General features: G+C 61.8%; 14 protein-coding genes and 1 pseudogene. 11 read left to right on the forward strand and 4 right to left on the reverse strand.

The annotated features are described in order from the left end of the window. Positions 1-100: 100 nt before the first annotated feature. The 5 genes from QRN48_RS16960 to tldD all read left to right on the forward strand — a co-directional run bounded on the left by QRN48_RS16960 (position 101) and on the right by tldD (position 9292). Complete coding sequence (locus QRN48_RS16960; protein ID WP_191944340.1) at positions 101-712, forward strand: Maf family protein; 612 nt, start codon at positions 101-103, stop codon at positions 710-712. Further along, positions 709-2166, forward strand: coding sequence for a ribonuclease G (gene rng / locus QRN48_RS16965; protein ID WP_191944341.1), 1458 nt, complete (start codon positions 709-711; stop codon positions 2164-2166). The genes QRN48_RS16960 and rng overlap by 4 nt, the downstream gene beginning before the upstream one ends. A gap of 189 nt (positions 2167-2355) precedes the next feature. After that, positions 2356-6171: a YhdP family protein gene (locus QRN48_RS16970; protein WP_191944342.1), complete on the forward strand. Its 3816-nt coding sequence runs from the start codon at positions 2356-2358 to the stop codon at positions 6169-6171. Positions 6172-6995: 824 nt separating this feature from the next. Beyond that, positions 6996-7847, forward strand: a complete 852-nt coding sequence (locus QRN48_RS16975; RefSeq protein ID WP_191944343.1) for a carbon-nitrogen hydrolase family protein — start codon at positions 6996-6998, stop codon at positions 7845-7847. Positions 7848-7849: 2 nt separating this feature from the next. Next, the gene (tldD, locus tag QRN48_RS16980) at positions 7850-9292 is read left to right on the forward strand and encodes a metalloprotease TldD (protein WP_191944344.1); all 1443 of its coding nucleotides are present in this window, start codon (positions 7850-7852) and stop codon (positions 9290-9292) included. Between the two features lie 48 nt (positions 9293-9340). On the opposite strand, the gene yjgA is transcribed toward tldD, so the two are convergent. Beyond that, positions 9341-9862 carry a ribosome biogenesis factor YjgA gene (yjgA, locus tag QRN48_RS16985; RefSeq protein ID WP_037012592.1) on the reverse strand — a complete coding sequence of 174 codons (522 nt, stop codon included), beginning with the start codon at positions 9860-9862 and terminating at the stop codon, positions 9341-9343. Between the two features lie 93 nt (positions 9863-9955). Here yjgA and pmbA point away from each other — a divergent pair, with 93 nt between their 5' ends. From pmbA to QRN48_RS17010, 5 genes and pseudogenes are all read left to right on the forward strand, one after another. Further along, a complete protein-coding gene (gene pmbA, locus QRN48_RS16990) occupies positions 9956-11302 on the forward strand; it encodes a metalloprotease PmbA (protein ID WP_191944345.1) in 1347 nt (448 codons plus the stop codon). A 294-nt stretch (positions 11303-11596) separates the two neighbouring features. Beyond that, positions 11597-12028 (forward strand): FagA protein, encoded by a 432-nt coding sequence (locus tag QRN48_RS16995; RefSeq protein WP_244653670.1) that lies wholly within the window; start codon positions 11597-11599, stop codon positions 12026-12028. Between the two features lie 11 nt (positions 12029-12039). Then, entirely contained in the window at positions 12040-12504 is a 465-nt protein-coding gene (locus tag QRN48_RS17000) for a DUF2753 family protein (RefSeq protein WP_191944346.1), read from the forward strand. Between the two features lies 1 nt (position 12505). Beyond that, positions 12506-13117: a superoxide dismutase gene (locus tag QRN48_RS17005; RefSeq protein WP_191944347.1), complete on the forward strand. Its 612-nt coding sequence runs from the start codon at positions 12506-12508 to the stop codon at positions 13115-13117. Between the two features lie 29 nt (positions 13118-13146). Next, positions 13147-14034 (forward strand): annotated as a pseudogene (locus tag QRN48_RS17010) (ZIP family metal transporter). Between the two features lie 421 nt (positions 14035-14455). Here QRN48_RS17010 and QRN48_RS17015 read toward each other — a convergent pair. Further along, positions 14456-14878 (reverse strand): DUF1810 domain-containing protein, encoded by a 423-nt coding sequence (locus QRN48_RS17015; RefSeq protein ID WP_191944349.1) that lies wholly within the window; start codon positions 14876-14878, stop codon positions 14456-14458. Between the two features lie 151 nt (positions 14879-15029). Between QRN48_RS17015 and QRN48_RS17020 the strand changes: the two genes are divergently transcribed. Further along, the gene (locus tag QRN48_RS17020; RefSeq protein WP_037012581.1) at positions 15030-15371 is read left to right on the forward strand and encodes a zinc ribbon domain-containing protein YjdM; all 342 of its coding nucleotides are present in this window, start codon (positions 15030-15032) and stop codon (positions 15369-15371) included. A 240-nt stretch (positions 15372-15611) separates the two neighbouring features. Here the strand turns inward: QRN48_RS17020 and QRN48_RS17025 are convergent, their stop codons facing one another. Together QRN48_RS17025 and QRN48_RS17030 are read right to left on the reverse strand one after the other, a co-directional pair. Further along, entirely contained in the window at positions 15612-16976 is a 1365-nt protein-coding gene (locus QRN48_RS17025; RefSeq protein ID WP_285351848.1) for a heavy metal sensor histidine kinase, read from the reverse strand. Beyond that, positions 16966-17643 carry a heavy metal response regulator transcription factor gene (locus QRN48_RS17030; protein WP_037012577.1) on the reverse strand — a complete coding sequence of 226 codons (678 nt, stop codon included), beginning with the start codon at positions 17641-17643 and terminating at the stop codon, positions 16966-16968. Before QRN48_RS17030 ends, QRN48_RS17025 begins: the two co-directional genes overlap by 11 nt. Positions 17644-17652 lie beyond the last annotated feature (9 nt).

The raw sequence follows: 17652 nt of genomic DNA on the forward strand, positions 1-17652 counted from the left end.
TCAGCCGGGAAGGGGCCGGAGTGAGCACCTTGATATAGCGGTGTGGCGCCCCGGCTCTTTCGTAAGACTACGCTTGTGATCAACGACACGGAGACGTCCCATGCCCCAACTTCTTCTTGCCTCCGGCTCCCCGCGACGTCGTGAGCTGCTCGCCCAGATCGGCGTGCCATTCACGACCCTCAGCGCTGACATCGACGAAACCCCTCTGACCGGCGAAGCGCCGGACGCCTACGTCCTGCGGCTGGCCCGCTGCAAGGCTGAAGCGGGTTTACTGACGCTCGCCAACGATGCGGCATACCCCACCGCCTGTGTACTCGGGGCTGACACCGCCGTGGTGCTTGACGGTCGCATTCTGGGCAAACCGGCGGATGAAGCCGAGGCGCTGGCAATGTTGGCCGCGCTTTCAAATCGCGAGCACGAAGTCCTGACCGCCATTGCCGTGGTTCGCGAAGAGCGCTGCGAGACGAGAACCGTGACCAGTCGCGTACGGTTTCGGGTCATCGGCGAAGACGAAGCACGCCGGTACTGGGCAAGCGGCGAACCCTGCGACAAAGCCGCGGGCTATGGCATTCAAGGGCTTGGCGCAGTGTTCGTGGAAAACCTCAGCGGCAGCTATTCCGCGGTGGTCGGCCTGCCGTTGTGCGAAACCGCAGAAATCCTCCAGCGTTTCGGCATACCCTGTTGGCAACGCCCGGAAGGTGACAAGTCATGAGTGAAGAGATTCTGATCAACATCACGCCAATGGAATCGCGCGTGGCGGTCGTTGAGAACGGGGTGTTGCAAGAGGTGCATGTCGAACGCACCCAGCGCCGCGGGATCGTGGGCAATATCTACAAAGGCAAGGTGGTGCGCGTGTTGCCTGGCATGCAGGCTGCGTTCATCGATATCGGCCTGGACCGCGCGGCGTTCATTCATGCGTCCGAAATCTCCATGCGCGAAGGCCCGGCCGTGGAAACCATCAGTTCCCTGGTTCACGACGGCCAGAGCCTGGTCGTGCAGGTCACCAAGGACCCGATCGGCAGCAAAGGTGCGCGGCTGACCACCCAGCTGTCGATCCCCTCGCGTTACCTCGTTTACATGCCGCGAACGGCGCATGTCGGCATTTCCCTCAAAATCGAAGACGAGGCCGAGCGCGAGCGCTTGAAGCAGGTGGTCAGCGATTGCGTCGCCAAGGAAGGGATCAAGGAGAAGGGCGGCTTCATCCTGCGCACCGCAGCCGAGGGCGCAGGCGCTGAAGAAATCATGATGGACATCCGCTACCTGCGCAGGCTGTGGGACCAGATCGGCGAGCAGATCAAGACCATCAGCCCGGCCAGCGTGATCTACGAAGACCTGGGGCTGGCGCTGCGCACGTTGCGCGACCTGGTCAGCCCGCGGACCGAGAAGATTCGCATCGATTCACGCGAGACCTTTCAGAAGACCACTCAGTTTGTCGCTGAACTGATGCCCGAAATTGCCGATCGCCTGGAGCACTACCCTGGCGAGCGGCCGATCTTCGATTTGTATGGCGTGGAGGATGAAATCCAGCGGGCGCTGGACCGCAAGGTCCCGCTCAAGTCCGGCGGCTATCTGGTCATCGACCCGGCCGAAGCCATGACCACGATTGACGTCAACACCGGCGCGTTCGTCGGGCATCGCAATCTTGAAGAAACCATCTTCAAAACCAACCTGGAAGCGGCAACCGCCATTGCGCGGCAACTGAGGCTGCGCAACATCGGCGGCATCATCATCATCGATTTCATCGACATGGAAGACGCCGAGCACCAGCGCCAGGTGCTGCGCACGCTTGAAAAACAGCTCGAGCGCGATCACGCCAAGACCAACATCATCGGCATCACCGAACTGGGTCTTGTGCAGATGACGCGCAAGCGCACCCGCGAAAGTCTGGAGCAGGTGCTGTGCGAACCGTGCAGCAGTTGCCAGGGTCGGGGCAAACTGAAGACGCCCGAAACCATCTGCTACGAGATATTCCGCGAGATCCTGCGCGAAGCCCGTGCTTACCAGGCGGTGGGCTATCGGGTGCTGGCCAATCAGAAAGTGGTGGATCGACTGCTGGACGAGGAATCTGGCAATGTGGCGGAGCTTGAGGTGTTCATCGGCCGGACCATTCGTTTTCAGGTCGAGACCATGTATTCCCAGGAACAATATGACGTCGTGCTGCTCTGACGGTGCGTGACGCCCGGCGCTACCCGGCGGCGGTGTGGTTGAACTAGAAAACTGTGCCCTTGAGGCAGACGGAACGGATGCCGTCCAAAGAGAACAACGCGTGGCGATTGAGCACAACCTGGACGTACCCGCACCTGCACGATTGGGCCGGATGCCAGATGCAGGCCGTTTTTGCGGAGGCGCAGCGACATGGAGCGTCTGACCCGGTTTCTGGCTGTGATGACCCGTTGGGGACTGAGCCTTTGCGCCCTCGTCGTGGTGCTGGTTGCGCTGTACGTGAGTGTCGGTCGTCAGTTGGTGCCCATGGTGGCCGAATACCGCGCCGACGTTGAAGCCAAGGCGCAGGCCGCGCTGGGCATGCCCGTGAGCATCGGACGGCTGGAAGGCAGCTGGAGCGGCTTCGCCCCGGTATTCGTCGCGCGGGATGTGATGATCGGCACAGGCGGTAATGCCGTTCGGCTCGACCATGTTCAGGCAACGCCCGACCTGCTTGCCAGCTTGCGCAGCCGTGAGGTGCGCCTTGAGCGCCTTGAACTGGACGGCCTGCAGTTGGGCCTGAAAGAAGACCAGAACGGCCACTGGGCGCTACAGGGTTTACCTGTGCAGCCTGATCAAGCGTTCGACCCCGAGAAAATCCTGAACCAAATGCAGGTTGTTTCGCAGCTGTCTCTGTTCGACAGCCAGATCACCCTCCAGCCTTATGACCAGTCGCCGCTGACGTTGACCTATGTGAGCCTGACACTGAAGACGGGCAGTTTGCATCAGCGCCTCGATGCGCGATTGAACCTGCCGGACGGTCAGCCGCTGTCGCTCAATGTCCGTTCAAAGGTCACCGCCCATGAATGGCGCGACGGCGAGGCCCAGGCCTACCTGAGCCTGCCGCAGAGCGAGTGGTCGAAATGGCTGCCGAAAAGCCTGACCCGCGACTGGAAAATTCGGAGCCTGAAAATGGGCGGCGAGGCCTGGTTAACGTGGGGGCAGGGCGCGTTGCAAAGCGCGGTCACGCGTCTTAACGCGCCGCATTTCAAGGGCGGGTACGCCGATCGCAAGCCGGCGATCATCGACAATCTGGCGCTAAATGCCTGGTTTCAGCGCGATCAGAAAGGCATGCGCGCCACCGTCGACTCGCTGGCCATGGACCTGAACGGCAAGCGCTGGGAAAGTCGTCTGCAACTGCAGCAGAGCGCCGCCACCGCCGACAGCGAAGAGGTGTGGCACGCACAGGCCGACCGGCTGGACCTGACGCCCGTTACGCCGCTGCTTGATTCGCTGGCGCCGTTGCCTGACAAACTCATGGTTGTGCTCGACCGGCTGAAGGTGACTGGCGGCCTGCGCAATGTGCTGGTGGATTATCGACCCCAGGCCGAGGCGCCCAAGCGTCTGGCCTTCGCCGCCAATCTGGACAAGGTCGGTTTCGACGCCTACCACGGTGCACCGGCGGCCGGTAACGTCAGCGGCGCCATCAGCGGTGATCTTGGTCAGGGCGAACTGCGTCTGGATACGGATGATTTCATGCTGCATCTGGACCCGATCTTCCGTAACGAATGGAAGTATCGCCACGCCAATGCACAGCTGACCTGGGCGCTGGATGACAAAGGCTTCACGCTCATTGCGCCGTATATCAAGGTCGAAGGGGAGGAGGGCAACATCGCCAGCGACTTCCTCATTCGCCTGCACTTCGATCACAGCCAGGAAGACTACATGGACCTGCGCGTCGGTCTGGTCGACGGCGACGGTCGCTACACCTCAAAGTACCTGCCTGCTGTGCTCAGTCCGGCGCTCGACCAGTGGCTGCGCACGGCGATTCTGGGCGGCAATGTCGATCAGGGTTTTTTCCAGTATCAAGGCTCGATCAGCCGCGATGCGACCGATGTGGCACGCGTCATCAGTCTGTTCTTCAAAGTGCGCAACGCGAATCTGGCGTTCCAGCCAGGCTGGCCTCAGCTGACCAATGTCGACGGCGACGTATTCGTCGAGAACAGCGGCGTGCGCATCCGTGCCAACAAGGGCCAGTTGCTCAACACCCAAGTGAGCAATGTCGCGGTGGATATTCCTCACGTCTCGGCGGGGCAGACCAGCCACTTGCTGGTGGACGGGGATCTGAAGGGCAGTCTTCAGGACGGCATGAAAATCCTGCAGGAAGCCCCCATCGGAACCGGCCAGACCTTCGCCGGCTGGCAGGCCGAAGGGCCTTTGCAGGGGCATATCAACCTGGATATTCCGCTGGTCAAAGGGCAGGAGCCCAAAGTCGTGGTGGATTTCAGTACCGACAGCGCGCGCCTTAAGTTGGCCGACCCGGTGCTGGAGCTGACGCAACTGCGCGGCGATTTCCGTTTTGATTACACCAAAGGTCTGAGCGGCAAAAACATCAAGACCGTTGCTTTCGATAAACCGGTGTCTGCCGAGATTTTCGCCGAAGGCAAACCCGGCGCGCCGGTGACGCGGATCACTGCCAGCAGCGTGATTGCCAGCAAGCGCCTGACCGACTGGCTGGGCGTCACTCAGCCGCTGCCCATCTCGGGCGATCTGCCTTACCAGTTGCAGCTGACATTGAGCGGCAATGCCAGTCAGCTGCAGATCAACTCGAACCTCAAGGGGCTCGCGGTTGATCTGCCGGCACCATTTGGCAAAGCCGCAGACGAGGCGCGTGACACCGACTTTCGCATGAACCTGCAGGGCCCCGAACGGCGTATCGATGTCGGCTACACCAACATCGCCAACCTGGCGTTCGCCTCGCCACCCGGCAAGTTCGGCGACGGGCGAGGGGAGTTGTTTCTGGGCGAGGGCGGGGCGATCGTGCCGGACAGCAAAGGCTTGCGCGTTCGCGGCGCGTTGTCCGAACTGGACATAGCACCCTGGCAGGCCATGGCCGAGCGCTACGCCGGCGGCGATCCGGGTGGTAGCGCCAAGCAGCTTCTCAGCAGCGTTGACTTACAGATCGGCAAACTGACCGCAATGGGCACGACGCTCGACCAGGTCGGTGTGCTGCTCAAGCGCAGTGATGCCGCGTGGGCGCTGTCCCTTGATAGCGCGAAGGTGAAGGGCACTGCCACCTTGCCGGACAGCAAAACTGCGCCCATCGATATCAGCCTGTTGTATGTGCGGCTGCCAGCGCCAGACCCGAATGCGGCGGTAGTGGAAAACGCTCCGGATCCGCTGGCAGATGTTGATCCTCGCAAAATTCCGGCGGCGAACGTCAACATCACCCAGCTGTTTCAGGGCGATCAGTTGATGGGGGCGTGGTCGCTCAAGGCGCGGCCGACGACTAACGGCGTCCAGTTGACGGACATGAACCTGGGCCTCAAAGGTATTGCGCTGCTGGGCAATGGCGGCTGGGAGGGCACACCGGGCGCGACATCCAGTTGGTTCAAGGGTCAGGTCAGCGGCAAGAACCTGGCGGATGTGCTTAAGGCCTGGGGGTTTGCCCCGACGGTCACCAGTCAGGAGTTCGAGCTGAACGCTGACGGCCGCTGGCCGGGTTCGCCCGCCTGGGTGGGCTTGAAGCGCTATTCCGGCAGCCTGGACGCGACGCTGAAAAACGGGCAATTCGTTGAGGTTGAAGGGGGCGCACAGGCGCTCAGGGTGTTTGGCCTGCTCAACTTCAATTCGATTGGCCGGCGGCTGCGTCTGGACTTTTCTGACCTGCTCGGCAAGGGCTTGAGCTACGACAAGGTCAAGGGTTTGCTGGTTGCCAGCGATGGCGTGTATGTCACCCGCGACCCGATCACCATGACCGGGCCTTCGACGAATCTTGAGTTGGACGGCACGCTGGACATGGTCCGTGATCGCGTAGACGCCAAGCTGTTGGTGACCCTGCCGGTGACCAATAACCTGCCCATTGCTGCATTGATCGTCGGCGCACCGGCGATTGGCGGCGCGTTGTTCCTGGTCGACAAGCTGCTGGGCGACCGCGTGTCACGCTTCGCCAGTGTCCAGTACAAGGTTCAGGGGCCGTGGAAAGAACCCAAGATCACCTTCGACAAACCGTTCGAAAAACCCCAGTAAACACCGTGTTGGCAGGCGTCTGACATTTGCAGTGTGACCACAGACGCCTTCCCGGCTAAAGCCGGTCCCACAAGTGAACGCGCCGTGAGTAGGACAGGCTGAACCCAGCGCCCCAGATGAATGCGATATTTAGTGGGACTGGCTTTAGCCGGGAAGGGGGCCAGTGCGTGCAACGAGATTTCACTGCTCGCCGCTGATCAGTGTAGGAGCGCGCTTGCCCGCGAAGAGGCCGGCGCATCCAACGCATATGCGCAGCCCGTGCCTACGCCTTCGCGGGCAAGCGCGCTCCTGCATTCAAATCTGCGGCACGTCATTGCTCCGGTGTGACATCCAACGCCTCTTGGCTGAAGCCGATTCCACTAGGTGAACGCGATATTTAGTGGGACTGGCTTTAGCCGGGAAGGGGCCAGTGCGTGCAACGAGATTCCCTTGTTCGCCGCTGACCGGTGTAGGAGCGCGCTTGCCCGCGAAGAGGCCGGCGCATCCAACGCATATGCGCAGCCCGTGCCTACGCGACCAGATGAACGCGATATTTAGTGGGACCGGCTTTAGCCGGGAAGGGGCCAGTGCGTGCAACGAGATTTCACTGCTCGCCGCTGATCAGTGTAGGAGCGCGCTTGCCCGCGAAGAGGCCGGCGCATCCAACGCATAGGCGCAGCCCGTGCCTACGCCTTCGCGGGCAAGCGCGCTCCTGCATTCAAATCTGCGGCACGTCATTGCTCCGGTGTGACATTCATGGGCCGTGACGACGAATTCGGGCTGTCGAGCGAGCCCAATCATCGGTGTCTGGAGTAAAGTGCAGGTCTATTGATCAGGGAGTGGGTATGTCCTTCGCCGTCATTCAAATGGTCAGCCAAAGCGACATCAAGGCCAATCTGGCCCAGGCCCGCAGGTTGCTGGAACAGGCCGCTGCGTCGGGTGCAAAACTGGCCGTGCTCCCGGAAAACTTCGCCGCCATGGGCCGTCGAGACGTCGCCGAGATCGGTCGCGCCGAGGCAATGGGCGAAGGTCCGATCATACCGTGGTTGAAACTTGCCGCCCGCGACCTCACCTTATGGATAGTGGCCGGGACATTGCCGCTGCCCCTTGAGGGTCAGCCTGATGGCAAAGTCACTGCCTGTTCGTTGCTGATTGACGATGAGGGCCAGCAAGTTGCGCGATACGACAAGCTGCACCTGTTCGACGTCGATGTCGCCGATGCACGAGGGCGGTATCGAGAATCCGACGACTACGCCCATGGCGGCAACGTCGTGGTGGCCGACACGCCGGTTGGACGGCTGGGGCTCTCGGTGTGTTACGACTTGCGCTTCCCGGAGCTGTACACCGCGCTGCGGGAGGCAGGAGCAGAATTGATCACCGCGCCGTCGGCCTTTACCGCCGTCACAGGGGCGGCGCACTGGGAGGTCTTGCTGCGCGCTCGGGCCATCGAAACCCAGTGTTATGTGCTGGCGGCGGCGCAAGGCGGCATCCATCCGGGGCCGAGAGAAACATTTGGGCATGCGGCGATCATCGATCCATGGGGCCGCGTGCTGGCCGAGCAGGCGCAGGGTGAAGCGGTGCTGCTGGCCGAACGAGACAGCGTAGAACAAGCGTCCATACGGGCGCGCATGCCGGTAACGAACCACCGGCGATTTTTTTCGCAGGCCGCCGTGCGACCTGCCAATACCCCGGAGTGAATATGAGCCACTTGTCCTCTGTCAGCGAACACCTTCTGGCGCCAGGCGGCCTGAGTATCGACAGCCTGCAATCGGTGCTGGGTGAGCTGGCCGGCCCAGGCATTGACGCGGCCGACCTGTATTTTCAGGGTCAGATTTCCGAGTCTTGGGCCCTGGAAGACGGCATCGTCAAAGAAGGCAGCTTCAACCTGGACCAGGGCGTCGGCGTGCGCGCGCAATCGGGCGAGAAAACCGGCTTCGCCTACAGCAACGCCATCACCCCCGAGGCGCTGACTCAGGCCGCCCGTGCCGCGCGCTCGATTTCACGCGCTGGTCAGAACGGCCGGGTGCAGGCGTTCACTACCCAGGACGTCGCCCAGCTGTACGCGCCGGACAACCCCCTTGAAGTCATGACTCGCGCCGAGAAGGTCGAGCTGCTGAAGCGTGTCGACGCCGCTACCCGCGCGCTGGACCCGCGTATCCAGCAAGTCACCGTGAGCATGGCCGGTGTCTGGGAGCGCATTCTGGTGGCCTCCACCGATGGCGGGCTCGCGGCCGACGTGCGTCCATTGGTGCGCTTCAACGTCAGCGTGATCGTTGAGCAGAACGGCCGGCGTGAGCGTGGCGGGCATGGCGGTGGCGGCCGTACCGATTACCGTTATTTCCTCAGCGACGACCGCGCCATGGGCTACGCCCGTGAGGCGCTGCGTCAGGCGCTGGTCAACCTCGAAGCCATCCCGGCGCCAGCCGGTACGTTGCCGGTGGTGTTGGGTTCCGGCTGGTCCGGTGTGCTGCTCCACGAAGCGGTCGGCCACGGCCTTGAAGGCGATTTCAACCGCAAGGGCAGCTCGGCATACAGCGGTCGCATGGGCGAAATGGTCGCGTCCAAACTCTGCACCATCGTCGACGACGGCACCCTCGTTGATCGACGCGGTTCGCTGAGCGTTGACGACGAAGGCACACCCACCGAGTGCACCACGCTCATCGAAAATGGCGTGCTCAAAGGCTACATGCAGGACAAGCTCAACGCGCGGCTGATGGGGGTGGCGCGCACCGGCAATGGTCGGCGCGAGTCCTATGCGCACCTGCCGATGCCGCGCATGACCAACACCTACATGCTGGGCGGGGAGAGCGATCCGGCGGAGATCATCGCGTCGGTCAAACGAGGCATCTATTGCGCCAATCTGGGCGGCGGCCAAGTGGACATCACCAGCGGCAAGTTCGTGTTCTCGACCAGCGAGGCGTACCTGATCGAAGACGGCAAAATCACCGCACCGGTCAAAGGTGCAACGCTGATTGGCAACGGTCCTGAGTGCATGAGCCGGGTGTCGATGGTCGGTAACGATTTGTCGTTGGACAGCGGCGTCGGCACCTGCGGCAAGGACGGTCAGTCGGTGCCGGTGGGCGTAGGCCAGCCGACGCTGAAAATCGATGCAATCACCGTTGGCGGCACAGGCGGGGCTTGATGGTCGAGGGGCTTGCGCCGGTTGAGGAACTCAAACGGCGCAGCGGTTCTAGCGCAGTCCGCGTTTGCTTTCGTCCAGCTCGCGGATGTATTTGAAGATTTTGCGGGTCGCGGTAGGGGCCTTGTTCTGCGCGGCTTCATGCTGAGCCTGACGGATCAGCGAGCGCAGTTGCTGACGGTCTGCGTCGGGGTATTCGGCGACGAACTGCTCCAGCACGTCGTCGGTCCCGGTCACCAGGCGGTCGCGCCAACGTTCCAGATTGTGGAAGCGTTCGTTGTACTGACGCGTAGAAGCGTCGAGCTGATCGAGCAGCACCAGGATTTCATCCAGATCCTGATCGCGCATCAGCTTGCCGATGAATTGAATGTGGCGTTTGCGCGCAATGTGCGCGGTGTGCTTGGGAGCATCGGCCAGTGCCCGACGCAGAGGGTCGGTCAGTGGCAGCTTGGCCAGCACATCGGGCTTGAATGTCGTCAAGCGTTCGCCCAGCTCCACCAGAGCATGCAGCTCTCGTTTGACCTGGGTTTTGCTTTTCTCTCCGTCGAAGGAGTCGTCGTAAGAATCAACCATGGGGGCCGTCCGCAAATAAACGCCGCCATGATAACCAGTCAGGACCCGATTGTCCGGCCCGGCTGCTGAAATCAGAATTTGATGGAGAACGTCATGAGTGCATCAGAAAGCGTCGGCCCGCAGGCTTTGCCGGCATTGCAACAGCAGGTCGAAGAGATCGTCGCCGAAGCCAGGCGTCAGGGCGCGACCGCATGCGAAGTAGCGGTGTCGCTGGAGCAGGGCTTGTCCACCTCGGTGCGCCAGCGCGAAGTCGAGACGGTCGAGTTCAATCGCGACCAGGGTTTCGGCATTACCCTGTACGTAGGCCATCGCAAAGGCTCGGCCAGTACCTCGGCCAGTGGCCCCGACGCCATCCGTGAAACAGTGGCCGCTGCGCTGGCGATCGCCAAACACACCTCAGAAGACGAAAGCTCGGGCCTGGCTGATGCCGCCTTGATGGCGAAAGAACAGCCGGATTTTGATCTGTTCCATCCATGGGACATCACGCCGGAACAGGCCATTGAGCGCGCGCTGATCTGCGAGGCGGCTGCTTTTGACGCCGACAGCCGGATCAAGAACGCCGATGGCACCACCCTGAACGTGCATCAGGGTTGCCGCGTGTACGGCAACAGCCACGGTTTTATCGGCGGTTACGCTTCGACTCGCCACAGTCTGAGCTGCGTGATGATCGCCGAAGGCGAGGGCCAGATGCAGCGCGATTACTGGTACGACGTGAACCGACGCGGCGACCAGTTGATGGACGCTCGCCTGATCGGCCAAAAAGCCGCCGAGCGTGCAGCGAGCCGTCTTGGCGCCCGGCCTGTTCCGACCTGCGAAGTGCCGGTGCTGTTCTCCGCAGAGCTGGCGGGCGGGCTGTTCGGCAGCTTTCTTGGCGCGGTCTCCGGCGGCAACCTGTACCGCAAATCGTCCTTCCTTGAGGGGGCCATCGGCCAGCGTCTGTTCCCCGAGTGGATGACCATCGACGAACGCCCGCATCTGGTCGGCGCGATGGGCAGCTCGGCGTTCGATGGCGACGGTTTAGCGACCTATGCCAAGCCGTTCGTCGAAAATGGCGACCTGGTCTCGTACATCCTCAGCACCTATTCGGGCCGTAAGCTGGGCCTGCCGAGCACCGCGAACGCAGGCGGTGTGCATAACCTGTTCGTCAGCCACGGCACTGAAGACCAGGCCGCCCTGATCCGTCGAATGGGGCGCGGACTGCTGGTGACAGAGCTGATGGGCAGTGGCTTGAACATGGTCACCGGTGACTACTCGCGCGGCGCGGCAGGTTTCTGGGTAGAGAATGGCGAAATCCAGTTCCCGGTCCAGGAAGTGACCATTGCCGGCAACATGCGCGACATGTTCAAGCAGATCGTGGCGGTGGGGAATGATCTGGAAATGCGCAGCAATATCCGCACAGGTTCGGTGCTGATTGAAAAGATGATGGTGGCGGGAAGCTGATCCCCGCTGGCCCCAGTGCTCCGCCCAAAAGCCCGCCCAGATTATGGTGCGGGCTTTTTTATGGTCGTCTTTAAACCATTGCACCCGCGCAAATCCTCTAGGCGCGCGCTTGCCCGCGAAGAGGCCGGTGTGTCCGGTGCATGTCCACCATTCCACCGCACATTTTCGCGGGCAAGCGCGCTCCTACAGCCGGGCGTTGGTTCGACCAACGCTCATCATGAATTCATTGCCGGGCTTGTTTTGATTCTTAAACTCATTTAATAATGAATCTCATTCGTTAGATGGGCCACGGTCATGGATTCTGTGCTGCATGAGTCGCCATACCTGGAAAACTGGCGTGCGCTGAGTCTACGGATTCGTTGCGCGCTGGACCCGGACGAGCCACGGCTCATCGAGCACTATCTGGCCGAAGGCCGCTATCTGGCGCGCTTCACTGCCACGCCCAAGCCCCTCATCGCCGAAAGCACTTTCCGCCTGCTGATCGACACCGCCAGCGACACCGCGCTGCCCTGGCACTGGCGCTGCCTGTGTCTGGATCAGGCGTGGAGGCCGCTGCGGGACATGCAAGCGCTCGCCCACTCGCCTGCGCAACAAGAGCGCTTCCAGGCCTTCGCCCAGCGCCTGGCGACCTGCGTGCTGAAGCCTTCCGTTGTTCTGACAGACCCTGAAGCACCCAATCCGCAAAACGCCCCGCCGACGGCGTCCGAACGCCGGCGCCACTCGTGAGGACCTGCGCCATGGAGCAATGGAAACGTACCATTCTGATCGGTAACAGCTACTTCAACCGAGGTGAGCTGATCGACGCCCGCGAACAGTACCTGCAGGCCCTGGCCTTGGCGCAGGTGCTCTTCGACCGCTGGGCCGTGGCTGATGAAGCGGTGGCGGCGTTCGTGATTTCGCACCATAACCTGGCTGATCTGCACCTGAACCTCAACCAGCCGGAGGAGAGTGCCGAGTATCTCTGTGCCGTACACCAGCGCCTTTTACAGGTGATCCAGGATCCGCAAATGGCGCCTGACCTGAGACGGGCGGCCTTGCGCCACAGTAATAAAACCTACAGCGAACTTCTGGGTTTCGTCAGCCAATACGGCGAATACCCGCGCACCCAACGCCTGCTGGGCAACAGCGGCGGCGAACATTCCCGCTCGGCGCTTCAGCACCCTGCTGTTTACGCCGGCACCCACTCGTATGGAGTCCATTGACATGCCATTTACCTTGCCTGCCTTGCCTTACGCCTACGATGCGCTAGAGCCGCACATTGACGCACAGACCATGGAAATCCATTACAGCAAGCACCACCAGACGTACATCAACAACCTCAATGCGGCGGTCGAGGACACTGAGTACGCTCAATGGCCCATCGAGAAGCTGGTCGCCAGCGTCGCCGAGCTTCCCGAGAAAATGCGCCCGGCGGTGATCAATCAGGGCGGCGGCCATGCCAACCATTCGTTGTTCTGGGAAGTCATGAGCCCGCAGGGTGGCGGTGTCCCCACCGGCGCGTTGGCTGCAGAAATCGACCAGCAACTGGGCGGCTTCGATGCGTTCAAGGACGCCTTCACCAAAGCGGCGTTGACCCGTTTTGGCAGCGGCTGGGCCTGGCTGAGCGTGACCCCCGACAAGAAGCTCGTTGTGGAAAGCAGCGGCAATCAGGACAGCCCACTGATGAACGGCAATACGCCAATCCTCGGGCTGGACGTCTGGGAGCATGCCTATTACCTGCGTTATCAGAACCGTCGCCCTGAATACATTGCCGCGTTTTATAACGTGGTGAACTGGGACGAAGTCGCCAGGCGCTACGCGGCAGCCCTCGGCTGAACACCCTCAGACCTCGGATAAGGCGATTTATGCGCTCGGACATAGCGGCGATCAGCAGCGGACGGTTACTGCGGCTGGCAATGGGCTCGATTTTATTGCTGGTCGGCGCCGGCTTGCTGCTGGCGCAGGGGCTCTCGTGGCTGGCTCTTGAGCCCAGAATGTTACGAGCGCTGGAAGGCGGCGCGCTTTGTGCGTTAGGCACTGCCTTGGGCGCCGTGCCGGTGCTGGTGATTCGCGGCATGCCGGTGGCGGTGTCCGACGGGCTGCTCGGTTTTGGCGCGGGCATCATGCTTGCGGCCACGGCGTTTTCGCTGATCGTGCCAGGCCTCGGTGCGGCTCAGGATCTGGGGTTCACTCCGTGGGGTGCCGGAGCGCTGGTCAGTTTCGGGATATTGCTTGGCGCTGTCGGGTTGTTTCTCGTTGATCTGCTGGTGGCGCCGGGGCCGCAGTTATCCGAAGTGGCAGGAAAGCCGGCGATCCCTTCAAACATCTGGCTCTTTGTCATCGCCATCATTGCCCACAACATTCCCGAGGGCATGGCGGTGGGGGTGTCTGCGGGCGGCGGTCTGGCCCATGCCGACAGCCTGGCGATGGGCATCGCCTTGCAGGACGTGCCGGAAGGGTTGGTGATCGCGCTGGTGCTGGCCGCGGCCGGTATGTCGCGGCCCAAAGCCTTTCTGATTGGCGCGGCGTCCGGGCTGGTCGAGCCGGTGTTCGCGGTGCTGTGCGCCTGGCTGGTCGAGGTGGCGGCCTTGCTGTTGCCGTTGGGACTGGCGCTGGCGGCAGGGGCAATGCTGCTGGTGGTCACGCACGAGATCATCCCCGAATGACGCCGCAACGGGCACGACAAGGTCGCCAGCTTCGGCTTGCTGGTCGGGTTCTGCTTGATGATGGTGATGGATACGGCGCTGGCGTAAACAGGGCTGCGGGTGCCGCTTTTCAGGCCCACCCTGAATTGTTCATCTGGCGCTGCCCATGCTGTAGGAGCCGGCTTGCCGGCGAACGCGATGGGGCAGTGACATTAACGTCTCAGATCCACCGCGTTCGCCAGCAAGCCGGCTCCTACGGACAGCGTCGTTCGGGCGAATTCCGGAAGCCTGTTGGCAGGGTCGAGACGCGGTCCATTGCAGGAGCGCGCTTGCCCGCGAAGAGGCCAGTACATTCGCCAAATCTTCAGCGCACCTGCCACTGCATTCGCGGGCAAGCGCGCTTCTACGATTGGACTGCGTTGAATCCGATAATCCGCAGGGTCTGTCTTGACCGCGTTACATCCGTTGATCCGCTAGCCCCGCTAGGTCTCGCCGGCGGCACTGATCCAGGCGAGCCGCTGTAAGATATTCAGCCCAGCTTCGACAGCGTCAGCTCATCCGCCTGACCCTTGAAAAACACCTCAAGCACGTCGCGGAAAGCCTGTTGCTCGGGTGCGACCGCTGCAAACAGCGTCATGCTTGAGCGCAGCTTCATGTCATCCGGCGACCCCATGATGTGGGCAGCGCTGCGATCCTTCCACTCAAGCAAGGCTGCGCAACAGCGCGCCAACCGCTCGCCCAGCAGTGGATGCTGCAAGTAGGCGATTGCCTCTTCGCGCCCGCTGATCCCGTAACGCCGGGCCATGTCGCTGTGGCCGAGACCGGTCAGTTGTGGAAAAACGAACCACATCCAGTGCGACTGTTTGCGCCCGGACTGCAGCTCCTTGAGTGCTCGCTCGTAGGTCGACGCCTGCGCACCGACGAAGCGCTGCAGGTCGAATTGATCGTGCATGTCTCATCTCCTTCGCTGGACACGAATCGCTAACATTGTTGCGATTGAGACCCCGGCAGCGGCAGATGTTTCCAGGGCTGGCAGACGCTGCTGCCCGGCGGGATAAAAACCCTTATAATCCTGCGCCTATTCATCTGATGCGAGAGTCGCCGTGAGTTTACCGCCGTGCCCAAAATGCAATTCCGAGTACACCTATGAAGATGGCAGCCAGCTCGTTTGCCCGGAATGCGCTCACGAGTGGACGGTCGATGGCGCCAGCGCTGACGCGGGTGACGACGCCAAAGTCATCAAGGACGCCGTTGGCAACACACTGCAGGACGGCGACACGGTCACCGTCATCAAGGACCTGAAAGTCAAAGGCTCCTCGCTGGTGGTCAAGGTCGGCACCAAGGTCAAGAACATCCGCCTGGTGGACGGCGATCACGACATCGACTGCAAAATCGACGGTATCGGCGCGATGAAGTTGAAGTCCGAGTTTGTGAAGAAGGGCTGATCCCGCCACTCGGTAGCTAATGCTCGTTCCTCACGCTCCGCGTGGGAACGATCAACCCTGCGCCGCGGATGCTCCAACGCTTCGTGAGCAAGCTCACTCCCACAGTATCGGGATCGCTCAGGGTTTGAGTCGCGCCGCTGGACTTGTGGGAGTGAGCTTGCTCGCGAAGACGGCATTCCAGCCGCTGAATACGCGGCGGACTTACCACCGCTCGGCGCGCAAGCTGATTCCCACAACGGTTCAACTCGGCAGATTGATCCCGAACGTATTCACCCCGTCCTCGCTGCGCACGAACACGGTCCCGCCGTGCATCAGCGCGATGGCTTTGACGATCGCCAGGCCCAGGCCATGATTGGCGCCGCTGTTGCTGCGCGAGGCGTCGACGCGGTAGAAACGCTCGAACAGCTTCGGCAAGTGCTCCCCGTCAATCTGCGCGCCCGGATTGGTCACACCGATGCTCACATGATCGCCTTCGTCGCGAATGTCCACATGAATCAGCTCCCCCGGCGAGGTGTGCTGCACGGCGTTGTGCAGCAGGTTGATCAGCGCGCGGCGCAGATGAGCGGTTTCGATCGGGGCGCTGGCATCTCCGCGGACCTCAACCTGCATCTGGGCGTCTTCCAGAATGAAATCCAGATAATCGAGTGTCTTCGCCACTTCCTGAGCCAGTGAGGACTGGGTCAACTGGGTGGCCTTGCTCCCCTGATCGGCGCTGGCCAGGAACAGCATGTCGTTGATGATCGAGCGCAGCCGTTCAAGCTCCTCAAGGTTCGATTGCAGCACCTCGAAGTAATGCTCGGCGGAGCGCCCACGGGTCAACGCCACCTGGGTCTGGCCGATCAGGTTGGTCAGCGGTGAGCGCAGCTCGTGGGCGACGTCGGCGTTGAACGACTCCAGTCGCGAATACGCCTGCTCGACCCGGTCCAGCGTCGAATTGAACGACGTCACGAATTGATCCAGCTCTGGCGGTAGCGAGGTCAACTTAAGGCGCCCGCTCAGGCGCGGCGGGGTGAGCTTGCGCGCTTCCAGCGACAATTCCTTGAGCGGTTTGAGGCCGATGCGTGCCACCCAATAGCCCAGCACCGAGGCGAGCAGAATGCCGACGGCTGCCAGACTGATCAGCGCGGTGAGCAAGGAGTGCTGGGTCTGCCAGAAGGTTTCAGTGTTGATCGCGGTGAGAAAACGCAGCGGCGGACGCTGATCTTTTGCCGGGAACTGACTGACCAGCACCCTGAAGGGGTAGTCATGGCCGCTCAGGTTCAAGTCGCGCATGCCGGTCGGCCCTTTGGCGAATGCGCGAATTTCAGCGTCCGGGTTCCCGAATTCATAAACAGGATTGTCGCTGACCACCCAAAAGCGCAGGCGCTTGTCCTCTTCGCTGAGCAGCTTGAGCTTGGCGTTGATCTTCACCCAGTGCTCGGGCGTCCCGTAGCGCTGAACGGCTGATTCGAGCACGCTGTAGCGGGCGTCAACTTCGGCCTCGGGCAGCAGACCCAGGCTTTTATCCACTTGCAGGTAAAGCGCCCAGCCGATCAACAAAAATACCAGAAGCGCCACCAGCGCGAACATGCCGCTCAGGCGCAGGGCGATCGAATTACTCGACACGACGGCTCTCCAGCACGTAGCCCATGCCGCGAATGGTGTGCAGCAGCTTGTGTTCGAAGGGCCCGTCCAGTTTGGCGCGCAGCCGCTTGATCGCAACCTCGACAACGTTGGCATCGCTGTCAAAATTCACGTCCCAGACCATCTCGGCAATCGAGGTCTTGGACAGGATTTCACCCTGACGTCGCGCCAGCACACTGAGCAGCGAGAACTCCTTGGCCGTGAGGTCCAGACGAACGCCTGCACGCGTAGCCTTGCGGCTGATCAGATCAATCCACAAGTCGGCGACGCTGATCTGCACTGGCTCGTGACCGCCACTGCGTCGGGTCAGGGCTTGCAACCGCGCCACCAGCTCGAGAAACGAGAACGGCTTGCCCAAGTAGTCGTCGGCGCCTTCGCGCAGACCGCGAATACGATCGTCGACGTTCTCCCGGGCGGTGAGCATGATCACCGGCGTCTGCTTGCGCGCGCGCAAGGCCCGCAGTACCCCATAACCGTCCAGGCCCGGCAACATGACGTCGAGAATGATCACCGCGTACTCGTTTTCCAGCCCCATGTGCAGGCCTTCGATGCCCTCGCGCGCGACGTCGGTGGTGTAACCCTGCTCGGTCAGCCCCCGATGCAGATAGTCGGCGGTTTTCTCTTCGTCTTCGATAATCAGGACACGCATCGGTCCACT

The sequence above is a fragment of the Pseudomonas sp. ME-P-057 genome, from assembly GCF_030208975.1.
Taxonomy (GTDB): Bacteria; Pseudomonadota; Gammaproteobacteria; order Pseudomonadales; family Pseudomonadaceae; genus Aquipseudomonas; species Aquipseudomonas lutea.

Coding starts and splice junctions, on each gene's coding strand:
- QRN48_RS16960 (WP_191944340.1), top strand. CDS start 101: ATGCCCCAACTTCTTCTTGCCTCCGGCTCCCCGCGACGTCGTGAGCTG.
- rng (WP_191944341.1), top strand. CDS start 709: ATGAGTGAAGAGATTCTGATCAACATCACGCCAATGGAATCGCGCGTG.
- QRN48_RS16970 (WP_191944342.1), top strand. CDS start 2,356: ATGGAGCGTCTGACCCGGTTTCTGGCTGTGATGACCCGTTGGGGACTG.
- QRN48_RS16975 (WP_191944343.1), top strand. CDS start 6,996: ATGTCCTTCGCCGTCATTCAAATGGTCAGCCAAAGCGACATCAAGGCC.
- tldD (WP_191944344.1), top strand. CDS start 7,850: ATGAGCCACTTGTCCTCTGTCAGCGAACACCTTCTGGCGCCAGGCGGC.
- yjgA (WP_037012592.1), bottom strand. CDS start 9,862: ATGGTTGATTCTTACGACGACTCCTTCGACGGAGAGAAAAGCAAAACC.
- pmbA (WP_191944345.1), top strand. CDS start 9,956: ATGAGTGCATCAGAAAGCGTCGGCCCGCAGGCTTTGCCGGCATTGCAA.
- QRN48_RS16995 (WP_244653670.1), top strand. CDS start 11,597: ATGGATTCTGTGCTGCATGAGTCGCCATACCTGGAAAACTGGCGTGCG.
- QRN48_RS17000 (WP_191944346.1), top strand. CDS start 12,040: ATGGAGCAATGGAAACGTACCATTCTGATCGGTAACAGCTACTTCAAC.
- QRN48_RS17005 (WP_191944347.1), top strand. CDS start 12,506: ATGCCATTTACCTTGCCTGCCTTGCCTTACGCCTACGATGCGCTAGAG.
- QRN48_RS17015 (WP_191944349.1), bottom strand. CDS start 14,878: ATGCACGATCAATTCGACCTGCAGCGCTTCGTCGGTGCGCAGGCGTCG.
- QRN48_RS17030 (WP_037012577.1), bottom strand. CDS start 17,643: ATGCGTGTCCTGATTATCGAAGACGAAGAGAAAACCGCCGACTATCTG.